13 protein-coding genes are annotated in these 15,276 nt (G+C 67.3%); 5 read left to right on the plus strand and 8 right to left on the minus strand.

What is annotated here, in order from left to right; genetic code table 11:
* Window positions 1-13: 13 nt before the first annotated feature.
* Window positions 14-991: a Bug family tripartite tricarboxylate transporter substrate binding protein gene (locus KHP16_RS07520; protein WP_109581021.1), complete on the minus strand. Its 978-nt coding sequence runs from the start codon at window positions 989-991 to the stop codon at window positions 14-16.
* A gap of 128 nt (window positions 992-1,119) precedes the next feature.
* Between KHP16_RS07520 and KHP16_RS07525 the strand changes: the two genes are divergently transcribed.
* A complete protein-coding gene (locus KHP16_RS07525; protein ID WP_109581020.1) occupies window positions 1,120-2,031 on the plus strand; it encodes a LysR family transcriptional regulator in 912 nt (303 codons plus the stop codon).
* A gap of 43 nt (window positions 2,032-2,074) precedes the next feature.
* Window positions 2,075-3,289, plus strand: coding sequence for a formate-dependent phosphoribosylglycinamide formyltransferase (gene purT, locus KHP16_RS07530; RefSeq protein ID WP_179593490.1), 1,215 nt, complete (start codon window positions 2,075-2,077; stop codon window positions 3,287-3,289).
* A gap of 39 nt (window positions 3,290-3,328) precedes the next feature.
* Here the strand turns inward: purT and KHP16_RS07535 are convergent, their stop codons facing one another.
* The 6 genes from KHP16_RS07535 to KHP16_RS07560 form a co-directional block, all read right to left on the minus strand.
* Window positions 3,329-4,513, minus strand: a complete 1,185-nt coding sequence (locus KHP16_RS07535; RefSeq protein WP_109581018.1) for an HD-GYP domain-containing protein — start codon at window positions 4,511-4,513, stop codon at window positions 3,329-3,331.
* A 120-nt stretch (window positions 4,514-4,633) separates the two neighbouring features.
* Window positions 4,634-5,278 carry a hypothetical protein gene (locus KHP16_RS07540; protein ID WP_183084703.1) on the minus strand — a complete coding sequence of 215 codons (645 nt, stop codon included), beginning with the start codon at window positions 5,276-5,278 and terminating at the stop codon, window positions 4,634-4,636.
* On the minus strand, window positions 5,278-5,958 hold the full coding sequence (locus KHP16_RS07545) for an SCO family protein (protein ID WP_244835677.1): 681 nt from the start codon (window positions 5,956-5,958) through the stop codon (window positions 5,278-5,280). Before KHP16_RS07545 ends, KHP16_RS07540 begins: the two co-directional genes overlap by 1 nt.
* A gap of 16 nt (window positions 5,959-5,974) precedes the next feature.
* On the minus strand, window positions 5,975-6,598 hold the full coding sequence (locus KHP16_RS07550) for a c-type cytochrome (protein WP_109581016.1): 624 nt from the start codon (window positions 6,596-6,598) through the stop codon (window positions 5,975-5,977).
* 28 nt (window positions 6,599-6,626) lie between these two features.
* Window positions 6,627-7,238, minus strand: coding sequence for a cbb3-type cytochrome c oxidase subunit II (locus tag KHP16_RS07555; protein WP_179593488.1), 612 nt, complete (start codon window positions 7,236-7,238; stop codon window positions 6,627-6,629).
* Window positions 7,239-7,241: 3 nt separating this feature from the next.
* Window positions 7,242-8,840 carry a cbb3-type cytochrome c oxidase subunit I gene (locus KHP16_RS07560; protein WP_109581015.1) on the minus strand — a complete coding sequence of 533 codons (1,599 nt, stop codon included), beginning with the start codon at window positions 8,838-8,840 and terminating at the stop codon, window positions 7,242-7,244.
* 289 nt (window positions 8,841-9,129) lie between these two features.
* On the opposite strand from KHP16_RS07560, the gene pdxR reads away from it, so the two are divergent.
* Together pdxR and KHP16_RS07570 are read left to right on the plus strand one after the other, a co-directional pair.
* Entirely contained in the window at window positions 9,130-10,569 is a 1,440-nt protein-coding gene (gene pdxR / locus KHP16_RS07565) for a MocR-like pyridoxine biosynthesis transcription factor PdxR (protein ID WP_211959880.1), read from the plus strand.
* 128 nt (window positions 10,570-10,697) lie between these two features.
* On the plus strand, window positions 10,698-11,990 hold the full coding sequence (locus KHP16_RS07570; RefSeq protein WP_121490857.1) for a J domain-containing protein: 1,293 nt from the start codon (window positions 10,698-10,700) through the stop codon (window positions 11,988-11,990).
* A 29-nt stretch (window positions 11,991-12,019) separates the two neighbouring features.
* Here the strand turns inward: KHP16_RS07570 and prpR are convergent, their stop codons facing one another.
* Window positions 12,020-14,035, minus strand: a complete 2,016-nt coding sequence (gene prpR, locus KHP16_RS07575) for a propionate catabolism operon regulatory protein PrpR (RefSeq protein ID WP_211959881.1) — start codon at window positions 14,033-14,035, stop codon at window positions 12,020-12,022.
* A 276-nt stretch (window positions 14,036-14,311) separates the two neighbouring features.
* Here prpR and prpB point away from each other — a divergent pair, with 276 nt between their 5' ends.
* Window positions 14,312-15,220: a methylisocitrate lyase gene (gene prpB / locus KHP16_RS07580; RefSeq protein ID WP_211959882.1), complete on the plus strand. Its 909-nt coding sequence runs from the start codon at window positions 14,312-14,314 to the stop codon at window positions 15,218-15,220.
* The last annotated feature ends 56 nt before the right edge of the window (window positions 15,221-15,276 follow it).

Raw genomic sequence — 15,276 nt, forward strand, 5'->3', positions numbered from 1 at the left:
AGTCGGGGGATTGTCAGGTGTCGAGATGAATGCCGCGGTCGCGGGCGAGCTTGCCCCAGCGCGCGACTTCATCGGCGATATAGCGGCGGAACTGGTCCGGCGACATCGGCTGCGGCTGCAGCGCCTCCGACGACAGCTTCTCCGCGAGGTCCGGGCTCTTGAGTACGGTGTTGAGCGTGCCATTGAGCCTGGCGACGATGTCCGGCGGGATGCCGGCCGGGCCGACCACGCCGTACCATTGCATGGCGTCGAAACCCTTGAGCCCGGCCTCGTCGAGCGTCGGCGTATCCTTGAGCAACGGATGGCGCGCGCTGCCGGTGACGGCGAGCGGCTTCACGCGGCCCGAGCGGATATGCGGCAGCGCGGCCGACAACCCCGGGAACATGGCCTGCGTCTGGCCCCCAATCAGATCGTTGAAGGCCGGGGCAATGCCGCGATACGCCGCGTGGGTCATCTGCGCCTTCACCTGCTGCGCGAACAGTTCCATCGTCAGGTGGGTCAGCGATCCGGGGCCGGCCGAGCCGTAGTTGACCGCGCCCGGATGCTTGCGGACGTAATCGATGAACTCGTTCAGGTTGTTCGCGGGCACGTTGGCGCCGATGACCAGCACGTTTGGCGTGGCGCCGATCATGCCGATCGGCGTGAAGTCCTTGACGGGGTCGTAGGGAACCTTGCGCGTGGCGGGATTCGTACCGTGCGTGGCGACATAGCCCTGCATGACGGTGTAGCCGTCGGGGCTGGCCTTCGACGTCATCTGGCAGGCGATGACGCCACCGCCGCCCGCCTGGTTCTCCACGACCATCGACTGGCCCAGCGCGCGGCCCCAGCGGTCCGCGACCGTGCGGCCGATGAGGTCGGAGCCGCCGCCCGCGGACACGGGCACCACGTAGCGCAGCGGCTTGTTGGGAAACGGGTCTTGCGCCTCGGCAAGCCCCGGGACGGCGAGCAGCATCGCGCTGGCCTTGAGCAAAGTCCGGCGGGTCGGGTTCATGTCTCCTCCATTGCGCCGCGGAAGGCCGGGCGCTGGGTGTTCTTGGATCGTTCCTGCGAGTCCGTATCATCCTCGCGCGGTGCTAAACTGTGAATTGCAACTTTTCTCACGATTGATGCAAGGTTTGCATGAATTTCAATCTTTCGGATTTGCGGGCATTCGTGGCGGTGGCGGAACTGAGCAGCTTTCGCGCTGCCGCCGCGGAATTGCATCTGTCGCAGCCGGCGCTGTCGCGGCGCATCGAGAAGCTGGAGGATGCGCTGGGCGTCCGGTTGTTCGATCGCACGACGCGGTCGGTGGAAATGACGGCGGTGGGCCGCGAGTTTTCGCGCAAGGCGCGCGAGCTGCTCAATGGGCTGGAGGAATCGCTGCTCGGCATCCGCGATGTGGCGACGCGTATCACGGGCGAGGTGACCGTGGCCTGCGTGCCGTCGGCGGTGCGCTATTTCCTGCCCGCCGTGCTGCGGCAGTACCACGCGCGCTATCCGCGCATCGTCGTGCGGCTGATCGACGAGGGCGCGAACGAGGTGCTCAACATGGTCGTGCGGAACGAGGCGGATTTCGGCCTGAACTACATCGGGACGCAGGAGCCCGATGTCGAGTTCGAGCCTGTGCTCAAGGAGCCGTTCGTCGTGGCCTGCCCGCCGGATCATCCGCTGGCGCGGAAGCGCAAGGTGACGTGGTCGGAGCTTGGGCAGTATGACTACATGACCGTGGGCAAGGCGAGCGGCAACCGCATGCTGCTGGACCTCGCGCTGACGGATGTGCCCGTGCGGCCGCAGTGGTATTGCGAGGTGCGGCACGTTTCCACGCTAGTGAGCCTGGTGGAGGCTGGACTCGGCGTGGCGGCGGTGCCCCGGCTGGCGATGCCGCCCGGGAAGCATCCGACGCTGAAGAGCGTGCCGCTGGTGGAGCCTACCGTCACCCGCACCGTCGGACTGATCCGCCGCCGCGGGCGGTCGTTGTCGCCGGCGGCGCAGCAGTTGTATGAGATGTTGCAGAAAGCGAGAGCGGACAACAGGAAGGGCGATCCTCGCTGAGGGTTACAATGCCGCTTTTCATTCGCTGCCCCCGTACACGCCCATGACCACCCTCGGAACCCCCCTCTCCCCCTCGGCCACCAAAGTCATGCTGCTCGGCTCGGGCGAGCTCGGCAAGGAGGTGCTGATCGCGCTGCAGCGGCTCGGTGTCGAGACGATTGCGGTGGATCGTTACGAGAATGCCCCCGGACAGCAGGTTGCCCATCATGCGCGCACGATCGCCATGACCGATGGCGACGCGCTGCGCGCGCTGATCGAGGCCGAGCGGCCGGATCTCGTGGTGCCGGAGATCGAGGCGATCGCCACGCCGACGCTCGAGGCGCTGGAGGCCGCTGGTGTCGTCCGCGTGATCCCGACCGCGCGCGCCGCGCGGCTGACCATGGATCGCGAGGGAATCCGCCGGCTGGCTGCGGAAACGCTGGGCCTGCCGACGAGCCCGTACAAGTTCTGCGACTCGCTGGAAGAATTGCAGGCCGCGATCGATGGCGGCATCGGTTATCCGTGCGTGGTCAAGCCGGTGATGAGCAGCTCGGGCAAGGGCCAGAGCAAGATCGACGGTCCGGCGGACGTCAAGGCCGCGTGGGACTATGCGATGGCTGGCGGTCGCGTGAGCCATGGCCGCATCATCGTCGAGGGGTTCATCGATTTCGATTACGAGATCACGCTGCTGACGGTGCGGGCCAAGGGCGCCGCGGGCGACGTGGAGACGCATTTTTGTGAACCGATCGGCCATGTGCAGGTCAGCGGCGACTATGTGGAAAGCTGGCAGCCGCATCCGATGCACCCGAAGGCGCTGCAAACCGCGCAGCATATCGCGCGCGAGGTGACGGCCAATCTTGGCGGTCAGGGGCTGTTCGGGGTCGAGCTGTTCGTCAAGGGCGAACAAGTCTGGTTCAGCGAAGTCAGCCCGCGGCCGCACGACACAGGCATGGTCACGATGATCACGCAGTGGCAGAACGAATTCGAACTGCATGCACGGGCGATTCTCGGGCTGCCGGTCAGCACGGCGCTGAAGAGCCCGGGGGCCAGTGCGGTGATCTATGGCGGCGTGGATGCCACCGGCGTGGTGTTCGACGGCGTGGCGGACGCGCTGTCTGTGCCGCAGACGGAAGTACGGCTGTTCGGCAAGCCGGAGAGCTTTACCAAGCGTCGGATGGGGGTGGCGTTGGCGTATGCCGAGGACGTGGATACCGCCCGTTCCCGCGCCAAGGATGCCGCAAGCCGGGTCAAACCTCGCGTGGCTTCTCGGGTGGCTTGATACGGCGGAGACCCCTCTCCTGCGGGGAGAGGGTCCAACTCACCCATGCGGCGCATACATCGCCATCAACTGCTCATCCGAATACCCCCACTGCCTCGCATCCTCGAACGCCACCACCGTCTCGTCACTCTGCGTGAGGTCGATCAACTGGGGCGGTTGCGCGACGGACTCCGATACCGAGTAGAACGCCATCACCCGCGGCCGTAGCGGTTCGTTTTCGTTTTGGCCGCAGACCACCGCCAGCCGGTTCGAGCGCAGACGCAATACCGTGCCAATCGGATAAATCCCAACCGTGCGCGTAAACGCCTTGAACACCCGGCGGTCGAACAGCGTGTCCACACGGACCGCGATGTATTCCATCGCCCGCGCGGGCGACCACGGCAAGTGGCCCGGCCTCGCGGAGGTCAGCGTGTCGTACGTATCGCAAATGGAAGCGATCTTCGCGTGCACGCTGATCTCGTGCTCGACGAGGCCGAACGGGTAGCCGCGGCCATCCACGCGTTCGTGGTGGTGCACGCAGACGTCGAGCGGAATATTGGTATAGAGCCGCGCCTCGTTCAGGATCCGGTATCCCGCCGACGGATGCCGCCGCATGGCCTCTTCCTCGCGAGGCGTCAGGTCGGAGCCCTTCTGCAGGATCGACTCCGGCAGCGTGAGCTTGCCGATATCGTGCATGAGCCCCGCGATCCCGAGCTCCCGCACTTCCCCATCGGGCAGCTTGAGCGTCCGCCCGACGGCAATCATCAGCACGCAAACCGAAAACGCGTGCAGATACGAATAGTCGTCCTTTTCCTTCAGCCGCGACAACGCGATCAGCGCCTGCGAATGGCGCGTCAGGGAGTTGGAGGCCGAGTCGACGAGCAACAGCGCGCCCTGGCTTTCCAGCGCGCGTCCCATCCGAACATCGCTGAACATGCTTCCGACCAGCTGCCGCGCGGACTTGATGAGCTCGCGCGCGCGCTCGAGTTCGTCTTCGAACCCGGTCTCCGCATCGTCGGACATGTCCGCTTCCATCGCATCCGGCGTGGCGGGCGTGGGCAAATTGCGGCCCTTCAGGATGTCGATCCAGACATCCTGGACATTGGCGGCCTGAATCTGCTCGACCTGCTCGTCGCTCGAGACGAGGAAGCGAGAGCGCCAGAACGGATGGTTGATCCAGGGTCCGCCGAGCCTGGCAACGAACATTCCGACCTGCAGCTGCTCCGCCTTGATTCTTCTCAGCATGCAATTAGCCCTTTGAGATGGGCGCGATATCTTTCGCGATCCCGGAGAGGAAGCGTCGATGGGCTCCCACCCTGCGCGGGCGCCGGCGCCTGGCGGCACGCCTGCCGCGACGCTCTGCCATCAATGCGATCCCACGTCGCTGGCATTAACGGCAGATTGCTGCAACTCTTTAGGGCGGCCTGAGCGGTTAGCGCGCCGGCCCACCCACGCCAGCAGCCATCCCCCCAATGCCGCGGACCATGCGATCAGCCCAGCGCCGGCCACGCGCTGGTCGCCGAGCAGGTAGCTGGCACACAGCCGCGTCTCGGCATCCAGAAACAGCATACCGACGGTCAGGCCCATCCAGACCATGTTGCCGCCGAAGAACAACACCAGCGGCCACGGGCTTACCCGGCCAGCGAAGTACGCAGCCGTGCCGGCCACCGTCACGGTGGCGTATTTGGCGAGATTGACGCTTGCATGGAGACGGGTCAGGTCTATGGCGATCGGAAGCATCCACGCCGCGTAGCCGACCGTGGCGACGATCAGCAGCGACAGCGCGGCGGGCCGCATCGCGGCGGCCAGCCTGCCTCGCGCGCGAGAGGGAAGCATGCGGGGGAGCGTGTAGCCGAGCGCGAAGACCGCAGGCAGGAGGACGAGCATCTGCAATGCCATCGACCCTTCGAGCACCGCGCGGAGGGGCGGCAGCGCGAGCAGGCTGGCGGCGGCAGGCCACGACGCCCATGACGCCCGCCATGACGCCCCCCATGGAACGCGCCAATGCATCACGGCGCCCAGCCCGGTGCGCCGGCGATCGTGGCACGCGCGAGCGCGTAGGCATCCTCGTACCGCTCGAGCGGAAACGCCCCCAGCACGTGGCCGCGCGCGTCGACGACGTGGAGCCCGCCGTTATGCGCGAACCCGCCAAAACCGTCCGGAATGGCGATGACATCGGCATCGCGCAGCAGTGCGTGCATGGCCGCGGGATCGACGGCGGCGGCCACCGCCCAGTCGGGCAACCGCGCCCGGTGCTCGCCCGCATAGCCCGCGAGGTCCGCGATCTCGTCGCGCGGATCGAAAGATAGCGACCGCAGGCCGATCCGCCCCGACAGGCCGTCGGCCTCGATGCGCGCCTGCAATTGCGTGAACGCCGCGCCGAGCGCGCGGCAGACCGTCATGCAGCGCGTGTAGATGAAATCGACGAGGTAGACGGCATCCGGCCCCGCCAAAGCATCGCCACCCGCGCGCCCGGCATCGCCGCCAAACCAGCGCACCCCGCGGCCCGCCTGATCCCGCACCATCAGGGCCGGCAGGCGCAACGTCCCGGCGGCAATCCGGTGCTCCCGCCGCTGGTCCAGCGTCCATGCCCGCCATCCGTCGGTCAACCCATGGATCCCCAGAGCGCTCGCAGCGAGCGCGAGCCACAGCACCACGCCCGGCCAGCGCGATCGCGCCCCGGCACGCATCCCAGGTGCCGTCCCGCTAGCCACCGGGTCCGCCAAGCGCCGCATCGCCATCGAACGGCGCCGTCATCGCGGCGGTCTCGGCCCGAACCGCCGCCACGGTTTCCGCCGTGACCGGCGGCGAGGCATTGCCCCATTGGCTGCGCACATGCGTCAGCACGGCCGCCAGTTCGGCATCGCCGAGCTGATCCGCGAACGCGGGCATCGCCCCGTTGTAAGCCGTGCCCTTGACGGTCAGCTTGCCCGTCACCCCGCGCAAGACGATGGCCGCCAGCTTGCTGTCCTTGCCATTGACCCATTCGGAGGCGGCCAACGGGGGAAACACCCCGGGCAGTCCCATGCCCGTAGCCTGATGGCAAGCCACGCAGCGGCTCTGGAACACCGCCGCCCCGTCGACGGCGCCGCCGGGTGGCTGGGGCTTGCCGACGAGATCCGCCGTCGTCCGTTCGTCGCCCAGCCCCGAGGGCGCGTTGATCGGCGACGTCAGGATATAGACCGCACCAAAGGCGATCAGTCCCGCAATGAGCGCGAGCACGTTCCGGGGAATCGGCCCGCGCCCCTCGTGCGGCTCGACGTTTTCGCGCGCCCGCGCCGCCGCGGCCTGCCGCTGTGCCCGTCCGCCCTGTTCCGTTCGGTCATCCATCTCCGTGGCTCCGTGCTGATTTCAGTGCTTATTTGTCCGGCTTCGCCGACGTATTGCCATCCGGCGCGGGCAATACCGCTCCGGTCCGGTTCAGCGACTGCAGATAGGCCACGAGATCGAGTGCCTCCGCCCTGGCCACCACGACCTTGTTGGGCGGGGCATAGCCGGGCGGCAGCGTCACGGGCTTGTCGCCCGGCTCGGCGGCATCCTTCACGTCGAACAGGTACGGGTAGCTGGGCATGATGCTGCCACTGACATAAGCACGCGGCTGGTACAGATGTCCAAGGTGCCAGTCCGCGCTGGGCTGCCGCACACCGATGTTCATGAGGTCCGGCCCCGTCCGCATCGTGCCCAGCAGGTGCGGGTTGTCGTAGTAGTAGTCGCCCGCCACCGATACGCGGCCCCATCCCCGCTTGCTGTCCGGTGCAAAGCCGCTGTCACGCGGCTGCTGCGAATGGCAGTAGATGCAGCCGTTGGCGATATACACCTCGCGTCCGCGCAGCTGCGCGGCGGTATAGGGCTTGATGCCTTCGGTTGGCTTGATGTCCTTGAGCTGGAGATACGGAATCACGACCAGCGCGCTCGTCGCCAGCGCCAGCATGGTCATGCCCCCGGCCAGAAGGGCGCTTTCATTGTTCACGGTTCAGGCTCCCTGCGGCGGATTGCGGCCCTCGCGGCCCTGGTGGAACAGAGCTGGACGCTGGCGATTGGGCCCGAGCCCGAATACCGCGCTGACGAAATTGGCGGCGAAGAACAGATGGCTGACGAGCATCATCGCGCCGCCGACCGACCGGGCCTTGAGGTAAGGCATGGTCAGCGTCACGGAATCCATGAACGGCCGCGACGCATCGAGCATGGCCAGCCCCTGATACCAGCCGCCGATGGACAGGCCGACGAAGTAGACGCCAATCCCACCGGCCGCGAGCCAGAAGTGGCAGTAGATCATCCAGCGGTACGGCCACTCGCGGCCGATCACGCGTGGCAGGATGAAATAGATCGCGCCGAAGAACGCAAAGCTCACGAAAGCATAGAGCCCGAGGTGGGCATGCGCGACGGTGTAGTGCGTAAAGTGCGTGACACGGTTGACCGCGCGCAATGCCTCGAAGGAACCCTGCGCCGAACTCAGCGTGTACATCATGCTGCCGAAGGTCACGAAACGCAGCGTCGGCGAGTCGATGAGCCGGTGGAAATTGCCCTTCAGCGTCTGATGCAGGTTGATCGAGAATGCGATGACCGGGATCAGCATCATCATGCTCTGCACGATCGACAACGTGACGAGCCACCCGGGCACGGGTCCGCCGACGAGGTGGTGGCCGCCGACCTGCCCGTAGAAGAAGGCGAGCGCCCAGAACCCGAGCAGCGACATGCCATACGACCGCACGGGCTGGCCGATGATCTTGGGCAGGCAATAGTAGATGGAGGCCAGCGCGAGCGGCGTGTAGAACAGGCCCAGCACGTTGTGACCGAACCACCAGTTCATGGTCGCCTGCTCGACCCCGAAATGGAGCCCCGGGAAATTGGCCACGAGGAACAGCACGGGAAACCAGAACAGCGCGCAGCCCATGTACCAGACGGAGACGTACAGGTGGCTGACCGTGCGATTGACGAGCGTGAGCACCAGTGGAATGCCAACCAGCGCGCCGCCCGCGACGAACAGCAGATCGACCTGCCAGGGAATCTCGAGCCATTCGAGACCATCGGAAATCCCGGCGCCGATGCTGCCGATGCCCGCGATCAGCGCGGCATTCCAGAGCGCCGCGCCAAGCAGCGCCCATCGCCCGCCCACCAGCGGCGTCTTGAGCAGGCGCGGCAGAAGGAACAAGGCGATGCCAAGGCCCGCCATCGGCGCCCAGCCGTAGGCTACCGCGTTCAGGTGAATGGTGCGGATGCGCCCGAAAGAGAGCCACGGCACCGAGGCGAACAGGTCCGGCTCGTGCAGCTTGATCGAGGCGGTGAGCCCGGCCGCGGAGGCGACGACCAGCCAGACCATCGCGCAACACAGGAACAGGAACACGACGGGCGCGGAAGATCGGTCGGCCGCATCGCGCGACGGATCGGCGATGCCATGGCCGCCGTCAGGGGCGGACGGATCTTCAGGGTGACCGGCCTCCCCTTCGGAAAAGATCACGCGCGCGGCGTCCGGCGAGGTATCGAACAGGCCGCGTTGCATGGCCCAGATGAATGCCAGCAGTGCGAACACCGACAGCAAAAAGGCCGACAGCAGGATGGCAATGGTATTCATGGCAATGGCGACGATGGGGCGCTGTCACGGGCAGGCGCGTGCCGCGCCGGGCGGGCAGGCCCGACATGTCGGAATTTACGACAGTGACTGGACAGCAACACATAGCCATTTCGTACGATTTTCAGGTGACCACCCAACAGCCGCTCGACGCCTCCGAACGCCGCCGGCGAGCGCTTCGATTAAAGTTGCACTTGTAATGCATCTTTTATAGAATCGGCTTGGCGTCCCAGCAGGCGGTTCCTAAAATCAAGCCGGCTGTGCGGCGTCACCACTACAACCCCTCCTCTCCATGAACGTGCACCTGACGATTCACGGCCGCCAGGGACTGGCCGGACAGATCTACCGGCAGTTGCGGGCCGGCGTCATCGATGGCCGCCTCGCGCCCGGCGAGCGGCTGCCCTCCACGCGCGAACTCGCGACGCAGCTCGGCGTCTCCCGCAAGACCACGCTCGACGTATTCGAGCGCCTGATCGCGGAGGGATACCTGCGCTCCCGCGCCGGAGATGGCACGTTCGTCGCCGAAGAGATGACCCGGCTGGCGCCGCGGCCGCCACGCGCGGCGATGCTGCGCCCCCCGGTGGAACTGTGGGAGTCGTTGCCCGACGCGCTGCCCATGCCGTCGCGCGACCGGCCGCCCGAGTTCGACTTCCTGGGCGGCGTCACGGACAAGGCCCTGTTCCCGTTCGACCAGTGGCGACGCTGCGTCAGCCACGCGTTGCGCGTGCTGGCGCGCGCGCCGGGCGGCTACCGCGATCCGGCCGGCGAGCAGGACCTGCGGCTCGCGGTCTCGCGCTATCTCGCGTTCAGCCGCGCGGTGGTCTGCAACTGGCAGGACGTGATCGTGACGCAGGGCGCGCAGCAGGCCATCGACCTGCTGGCGCGCGTGGCGCTGCGGCCCGGGGACGTGGTCGCGGTGGAAGACCCGGGATATCCGCCGGCCCGGACGAGCCTGCTCGCCGCCGGCGCGACCGTGGTGCCTGTACCTGTCGATGGGGATGGCATCGTCGTGGACCGGCTGCCGGCGGAAGCGCGCATTGTCTACGTGACGCCGTCGCACCAGTTTCCGCTAGGCATGCCGATGAGTCTGGAGCGGCGGCTCGCGCTGCTGGACTGGGCGCAGCGTCATGGCGCGCTGATCGTCGAGGACGACTACGATGGCGAATTCCGGTTCGAGGGACGCCCCGTCGAATCGCTCAAGAGTCTGGACCAGGCCGGCGTGGTCGCCTACGTCGGCACGTTCTCCAAGACGATCTTTCCCGAACTTCGCGTCGGCTACGTGATTCCGCCCGCCCCGCTCGGCGCGGCCACGCGCCGGGCCAAGCAGATTGGCGACCGGCACAGCTGCACGATGACGCAGACGGCGCTGGCCAAGTTCATGCTCGACGGTTACTTCGCCAAGCACCTGCGGCGCATGCACAAGGAGTACGCGGCGCGGCGCGCGCTGCTGCGACATGCGCTCCAGCACGAACTGTCGCCGTGGCTGACGCCGCTGCCGTCGTCCGCCGGCATTCACCTCGTCGCGGAGGTCCGCGGCGCGGACCCCGGCGCGGAAGCCATGGTCATCGCGCGCGCGGCGGCGGCCGGCGTGGGGGTGTACGGCATCTCGGGGATGTATGTCGCGTCGCGGTCGCGGCCGGGGCTGCTGTTCGGCTACGGAGGCATCGGCACGGACGGCATCCGCGCGGGGGCAGACCGGCTGAAGACGGCGCTTGGACGGCTGCCCAGCTGACGCGCGCGAGCGTCTGCTTCCCCACATCGGGCGACTTCCCATCCGCTTCAGGAACGGCGACACTTGAAAATTCGGCTGGCCTGCCGTTAATACGTGCGGCCCACTCCCGGTCTTGCCGCCCCCTGTTGATGCACACCCATTACGACAACCTCAAGGTTTCCCGTGACGCGCCGTTCGAGGTCATTCGCGCCGCGTACAAGTCGCTGAGCCAGAAGTACCATCCGGACCGTCATGCGGACGGCGACGAGGCCAACCGCATCATGCGGTTGATCAACGCCGCCTACGAAGTGCTGAGCGACCCCGTCAAGCGTGAGGAACACGACCGCTGGATCGTGACGCAGGAGAAGCTAGAGGCCCAGCGTGGACGCCGCCCCGCTGGCGCGCGTCCCACGCCGGGGGGTGCCGGGGGCGTGCCGCCGCGACCGCAGGCTCGGCCGCAGGCGCAGACCGCCCAGACCGCCCAGACCGCCCAGCAGGCGCAGACCGCGCGGGAGCGGACGCGCAAAGCGGAGGCAGCGAAAGCGGAGGCAGAGAAGGCGGAGCGGGCGAAGGCCGAGAAGGAACGGGAGCGGGAGAAGGAGCGCCGCGAGCGCGAACGCCGGGAGCATGAGGCCGAGCAGCAGCGGCGGGCCGAGCGGGCCAGTCAGGAACGCCGCGAGCGACAGCGCGCGGAGGACCGCGACCGGGAGCGCGACAGCCGCCGCGAGGACCGCCCGATACGCGAGGACGGTTTCCAGCCCGCGCGGCTGTCGGGGCGGTCGTGGTCCGTGCTCGTCTATTCGCTCGCGGCCACGGCGATCGTGGTGCTGCTGAGCGACTGGACTCCAGGGACCAGTCTGGGGGCGAGTCTCGATACGCCGGCGGCCAATGCCGCCACGGAAGCGTCTTCGCCGGTGGCGGCCGCGTCCGCACCCGCCGCCGCGCCGGCGAAGGGATCGACCGCAGCGACGGCAGCGGTGGCGGCGGCGATCACATCGAGCATCATCTCCACGCGTGAGGAGACGCGCTATATCCGCCCGAGCCTCACGCCCAAGGGCGAGCCCTGGCCCGAGCGCTCGGGCTACGTGCCCGGGTATCCCGTGCTCAATACCGACGGCCTGTCGATGGTGACCATCGACAATACGCGCAACAAGTTCGATGTGTTCCTGAAACTCGTCGCGCTCGATACCACGCGGCCGTTGCCTGTGCGGACGAGCTACGTGCGAAGCGGGACCTCGTTCACGATGGAGAATATCGCCCCCGGCAGCTACGACGTGCGCTACCGCAGCCTCGACACCGGCGAGATCTTCCGCTCCGAGCGCTTCGACCTGAAGGAGATTCAGGAGGCCACGGGGACCAGCTTTGCCAAGAACATCCTCACGCTGTACAGCGTCGAGGGCAAGGCGCGCAACGTCAGCATTCCCGAGCGCGAGTTTCCCTGATGTTTCCTGCGCCGGGATGCCATGCGGCCTCAGCGGCCGTCCGCCTCCTTGAGCCGCCGCCACAACGTCGTCGCGCTGATGCCGAGCAGATGGCACGCCGCCGCGCGGTCGCCGTTGCATTCGGCTAGCACGCGGCGGATGTGCGCAGCCTGACTCGCGCGCGCTACGCCGGCCAGCGAGCGGTTGGCATCCGCGATGGCCGGCGCGGCTACCTCAGGGGCGCCTCCCGGGCCGCCGGCCACCGGCTCGCCGGCATCCGGCACCCCCGCCGGCGGCGCGAACAGTTCCGGGACCGCGGCCTGCAAGTCCCGCAGTAACGCCGCCCCATCGAGCTTGCGCCCCGCGATCATCACCGCGATGCGTTCGGTCACGTTCTCCAGTTCGCGGATGTTGCCCGGCCACGCATAGTCGGCCAGCCGCTTGCGCACGGGCGCCGGCAGCGGCATCGGCCGGGCAATCGACAGCCGCTCCTGCGCCCGCCGGAACAGGAGCTCGGCCAGATCGGGCAGATCCTGCGCGCGCTCGCGCAATGGCGGCATGTCGATGCGCAGGATATTGAGCCGGTAGTATAGATCCTGCCGAAACGACCCTTCCCGGACGAGTGCGGCCAGATCGCGATGGGTCGCGGCGATGACGCGCACGTTGACCGGAATCGCTTCCAGCCCACCGATCGGCAGCACCTGCTTTTCCTGCAGCACGCGCAGCAACCGCGTCTGCAAGGCCGGCGGCATGTCGCCCACCTCGTCGAGAAACAGCGTGCCGTTGTGCGCCGACTCGAACAACCCCGCGCGCCCGCCACGACGCGCCCCGGTGAAGGCGCCCTCCTCGTAGCCGAACAACTCGCTCTCCAGCAGCGTCTCGGGAAACGCCGCGCAGTTCACGGCCACGAAAGGAAACGCCCGCCGCGGACTCGCGTCGTGCATGCCCTGCGCCAGCACCTCCTTGCCCGTACCGCTCTCGCCACCGATCAACACTGTCGAATCGACCGCCGCATACCGCCGCGCCAGCGCCCGCAGGTCCGTCATGGCCGCCGAGGCGCCGGCAAGATCGTCGAGCGTGTATCGCACCCCCGCCCGCCGCGCCCGGCTACGCGACCGCAGGTTGCGATCGGCCCGATGGATCGCATTGGCATCCTGAATCGTCAGCACCGCCCCGGTCGTCCCGGCCTCGCCGACGATCGGAATCCGGTTCACGACGACCATCCGATCCCCGAGCCGATGAATGGCTTCCAGTTCCTGCGTGCCGCTCTGCATCACGCTATCGAGCCCGAGCCCCGGCGCCAATGCCGCGAGTTTGCGCCCCGCCGCGGCCGCCGCCGTCGTGCCGAGAAACCGTTCCATCGCGGGATTGAACGACTGGATGCGCCCCTCCACGTCCACGGCCGCCACCCCTTCGTTCAGATGCGCAAGAATCGTGTTCACGTAATCGCGCCGCGCCGACTCTATCCGCCGCAGCCGCGCGGCCTCGATCGCGTCTTCCAGCGCCAGCCGCACCGCATTGCCCGAATACAGAAACACTCCGACGAGCCCATAACGCTCAGCCAGATCCGTCACCATCCCGGGACCGACGACGACGCGCACGCCCTCCTCCCTGAGCGCCCGCACGCGGGCCGTTGCATCGTCCTCGGTCAGGTACGTGTATGTGGCAACGGTCAGCGAAAACGCACGTAAAAACTCATCGACCTCCGCATAAGTGGACGCATGCGTGACCAGCGCGACCTTCGGCGAGATGCGCCGCGCCGTCGCCAGCGCGCTCATGACGTCGAAGCCCGTGACCTTGACGAGCACCACCGGCACATCCACGTGCTGCCGCAGGTAGGCGCCATTGGAACCGCCCGCGACGACGACATCGACGCGCCCGTCGCGCGCAATCGCGCTCGCCGCGGCGTCGTAGCCTTTGTCGAGGATGCGGAATTCGGCCTGCGCGGTGTAAGACGGGATCAACTCCGCGAACGCGCGGGTCAGGCGGCTGATGCCGACGGTCCAGATGCGGGGCCGGGGGGCGGCCGGGGCCGGCGCCGCCGGCGAGGTCTGCGGTGCTGTCATGGAAGCGGAAGGATGGCGGGCGTATATTGGAATTCTGCGCTCGCTTGCAGTGAATTTCAAATTTGAAATGCACGCGCATTGCAAACGTGAAATATCGGGCGCCGCCAAGTGCTATAAGCTTGGCACGAAAGCGGAGAGAAGCGCTTAAGTTTCCCCGATAACCCGTTGAATTGTCGAAGGTTCCATGGCCGCTCGCACGAGCGTTCGAAAAACCATCCGATCATGGCACATCCCTTGCGCTACAGAACAAGCTAAACCAACGCGACCCGACTACCCATGACCTTTTCCGCCGCCGATCTCGCCCGCTCCGCCGGTGCCCGCTTCCGCCAGGCACTCGCCGATGAACACCCGCTGCAGATCCCGGGAACGATCAACGCCAATCACGCGCTGCTGGCCAAGCGGTCCGGCTATCGCACGATCTACCTGTCCGGCGGCGGCGTCGCGGCCGGCTCGCTCGGCATGCCCGACCTGGGCATCTCGAACCTCGACGACGTGCTTACCGATATCCGCCGCATTACCGACGTGTGCGACCTGCCCCTGCTGGTGGACGTCGATACGGGCTTCGGGTCGTCGGCCTTCAACGTCGCCCGCACCACGCGCTCGCTGATCAAGTTCGGCGCGGCCGCGATGCACATCGAGGACCAGGTCGGCGCCAAGCGATGCGGCCACCGCCCCAACAAGGAGATCGTCACGCAGGACGAGATGGTTGACCGCGTCAAGGCCGCCGTCGATGCGCGCACCGACGAGAACTTCGTGATCATGGCCCGCACCGACGCGCTCGCCGTCGAAGGTTTCGATGCCGCGCTCGCCCGCGCGGTCGCCTGCGTGGAAGCCGGCGCCGACGCGATCTTCCCCGAGGCCATGACCGACCTCGACATGTACCGCCGCTTCGTGGACGCCGTGAAGGTACCCGTCCTCGCCAACATCACCGAATTCGGTTCGACGCCCTATTTCACGCGCGACGAGCTCGCCTCGGTCGGCGTGTCGATGGTGCTGTACCCGCTTTCCGCGTTCCGCGCGATGAACAAGGCCGCCGAGAATGTCTTCGAGGCCATCCGCCGCGACGGCACGCAAAAGAACGTCGTCGATACGATGCAGACCCGTCAGGAACTGTACGAACGCATCGGCTACCATGACTACGAACAGAAGCTGGACGCGCTGTTCGCCAAGGGCAAGGGTCGCTGATGGCCCGCCGCCCCGCTGCCGCCAGGCCGGTCCAATCCGCGGAATCCACCGCGCCA

The sequence above is a fragment of the Cupriavidus plantarum genome, assembly GCF_905397285.1.
GTDB classification, from domain to species: Bacteria; Pseudomonadota; Gammaproteobacteria; order Burkholderiales; family Burkholderiaceae; genus Cupriavidus; species Cupriavidus plantarum.

Excerpts from the sequence above, each read along its gene's own strand:
- prpR (WP_211959881.1), bottom strand. The coding sequence starts at position 14,035 with ATGACAGCACCGCAGACCTCGCCGGCGGCGCCGGCCCCGGCCGCCCCC.
- pdxR (WP_211959880.1), top strand. The coding sequence starts at position 9,130 with ATGAACGTGCACCTGACGATTCACGGCCGCCAGGGACTGGCCGGACAG.
- KHP16_RS07520 (WP_109581021.1), bottom strand. The coding sequence starts at position 991 with ATGAACCCGACCCGCCGGACTTTGCTCAAGGCCAGCGCGATGCTGCTC.
- purT (WP_179593490.1), top strand. The coding sequence starts at position 2,075 with ATGACCACCCTCGGAACCCCCCTCTCCCCCTCGGCCACCAAAGTCATG.
- KHP16_RS07570 (WP_121490857.1), top strand. The coding sequence starts at position 10,698 with ATGCACACCCATTACGACAACCTCAAGGTTTCCCGTGACGCGCCGTTC.
- KHP16_RS07535 (WP_109581018.1), bottom strand. The coding sequence starts at position 4,513 with ATGCTGAGAAGAATCAAGGCGGAGCAGCTGCAGGTCGGAATGTTCGTT.
- KHP16_RS07545 (WP_244835677.1), bottom strand. The coding sequence starts at position 5,958 with ATGCGTGCCGGGGCGCGATCGCGCTGGCCGGGCGTGGTGCTGTGGCTC.
- KHP16_RS07525 (WP_109581020.1), top strand. The coding sequence starts at position 1,120 with ATGAATTTCAATCTTTCGGATTTGCGGGCATTCGTGGCGGTGGCGGAA.
- KHP16_RS07550 (WP_109581016.1), bottom strand. The coding sequence starts at position 6,598 with ATGGATGACCGAACGGAACAGGGCGGACGGGCACAGCGGCAGGCCGCG.
- KHP16_RS07560 (WP_109581015.1), bottom strand. The coding sequence starts at position 8,840 with ATGAATACCATTGCCATCCTGCTGTCGGCCTTTTTGCTGTCGGTGTTC.
- KHP16_RS07540 (WP_183084703.1), bottom strand. The coding sequence starts at position 5,278 with ATGCATTGGCGCGTTCCATGGGGGGCGTCATGGCGGGCGTCATGGGCG.
- prpB (WP_211959882.1), top strand. The coding sequence starts at position 14,312 with ATGACCTTTTCCGCCGCCGATCTCGCCCGCTCCGCCGGTGCCCGCTTC.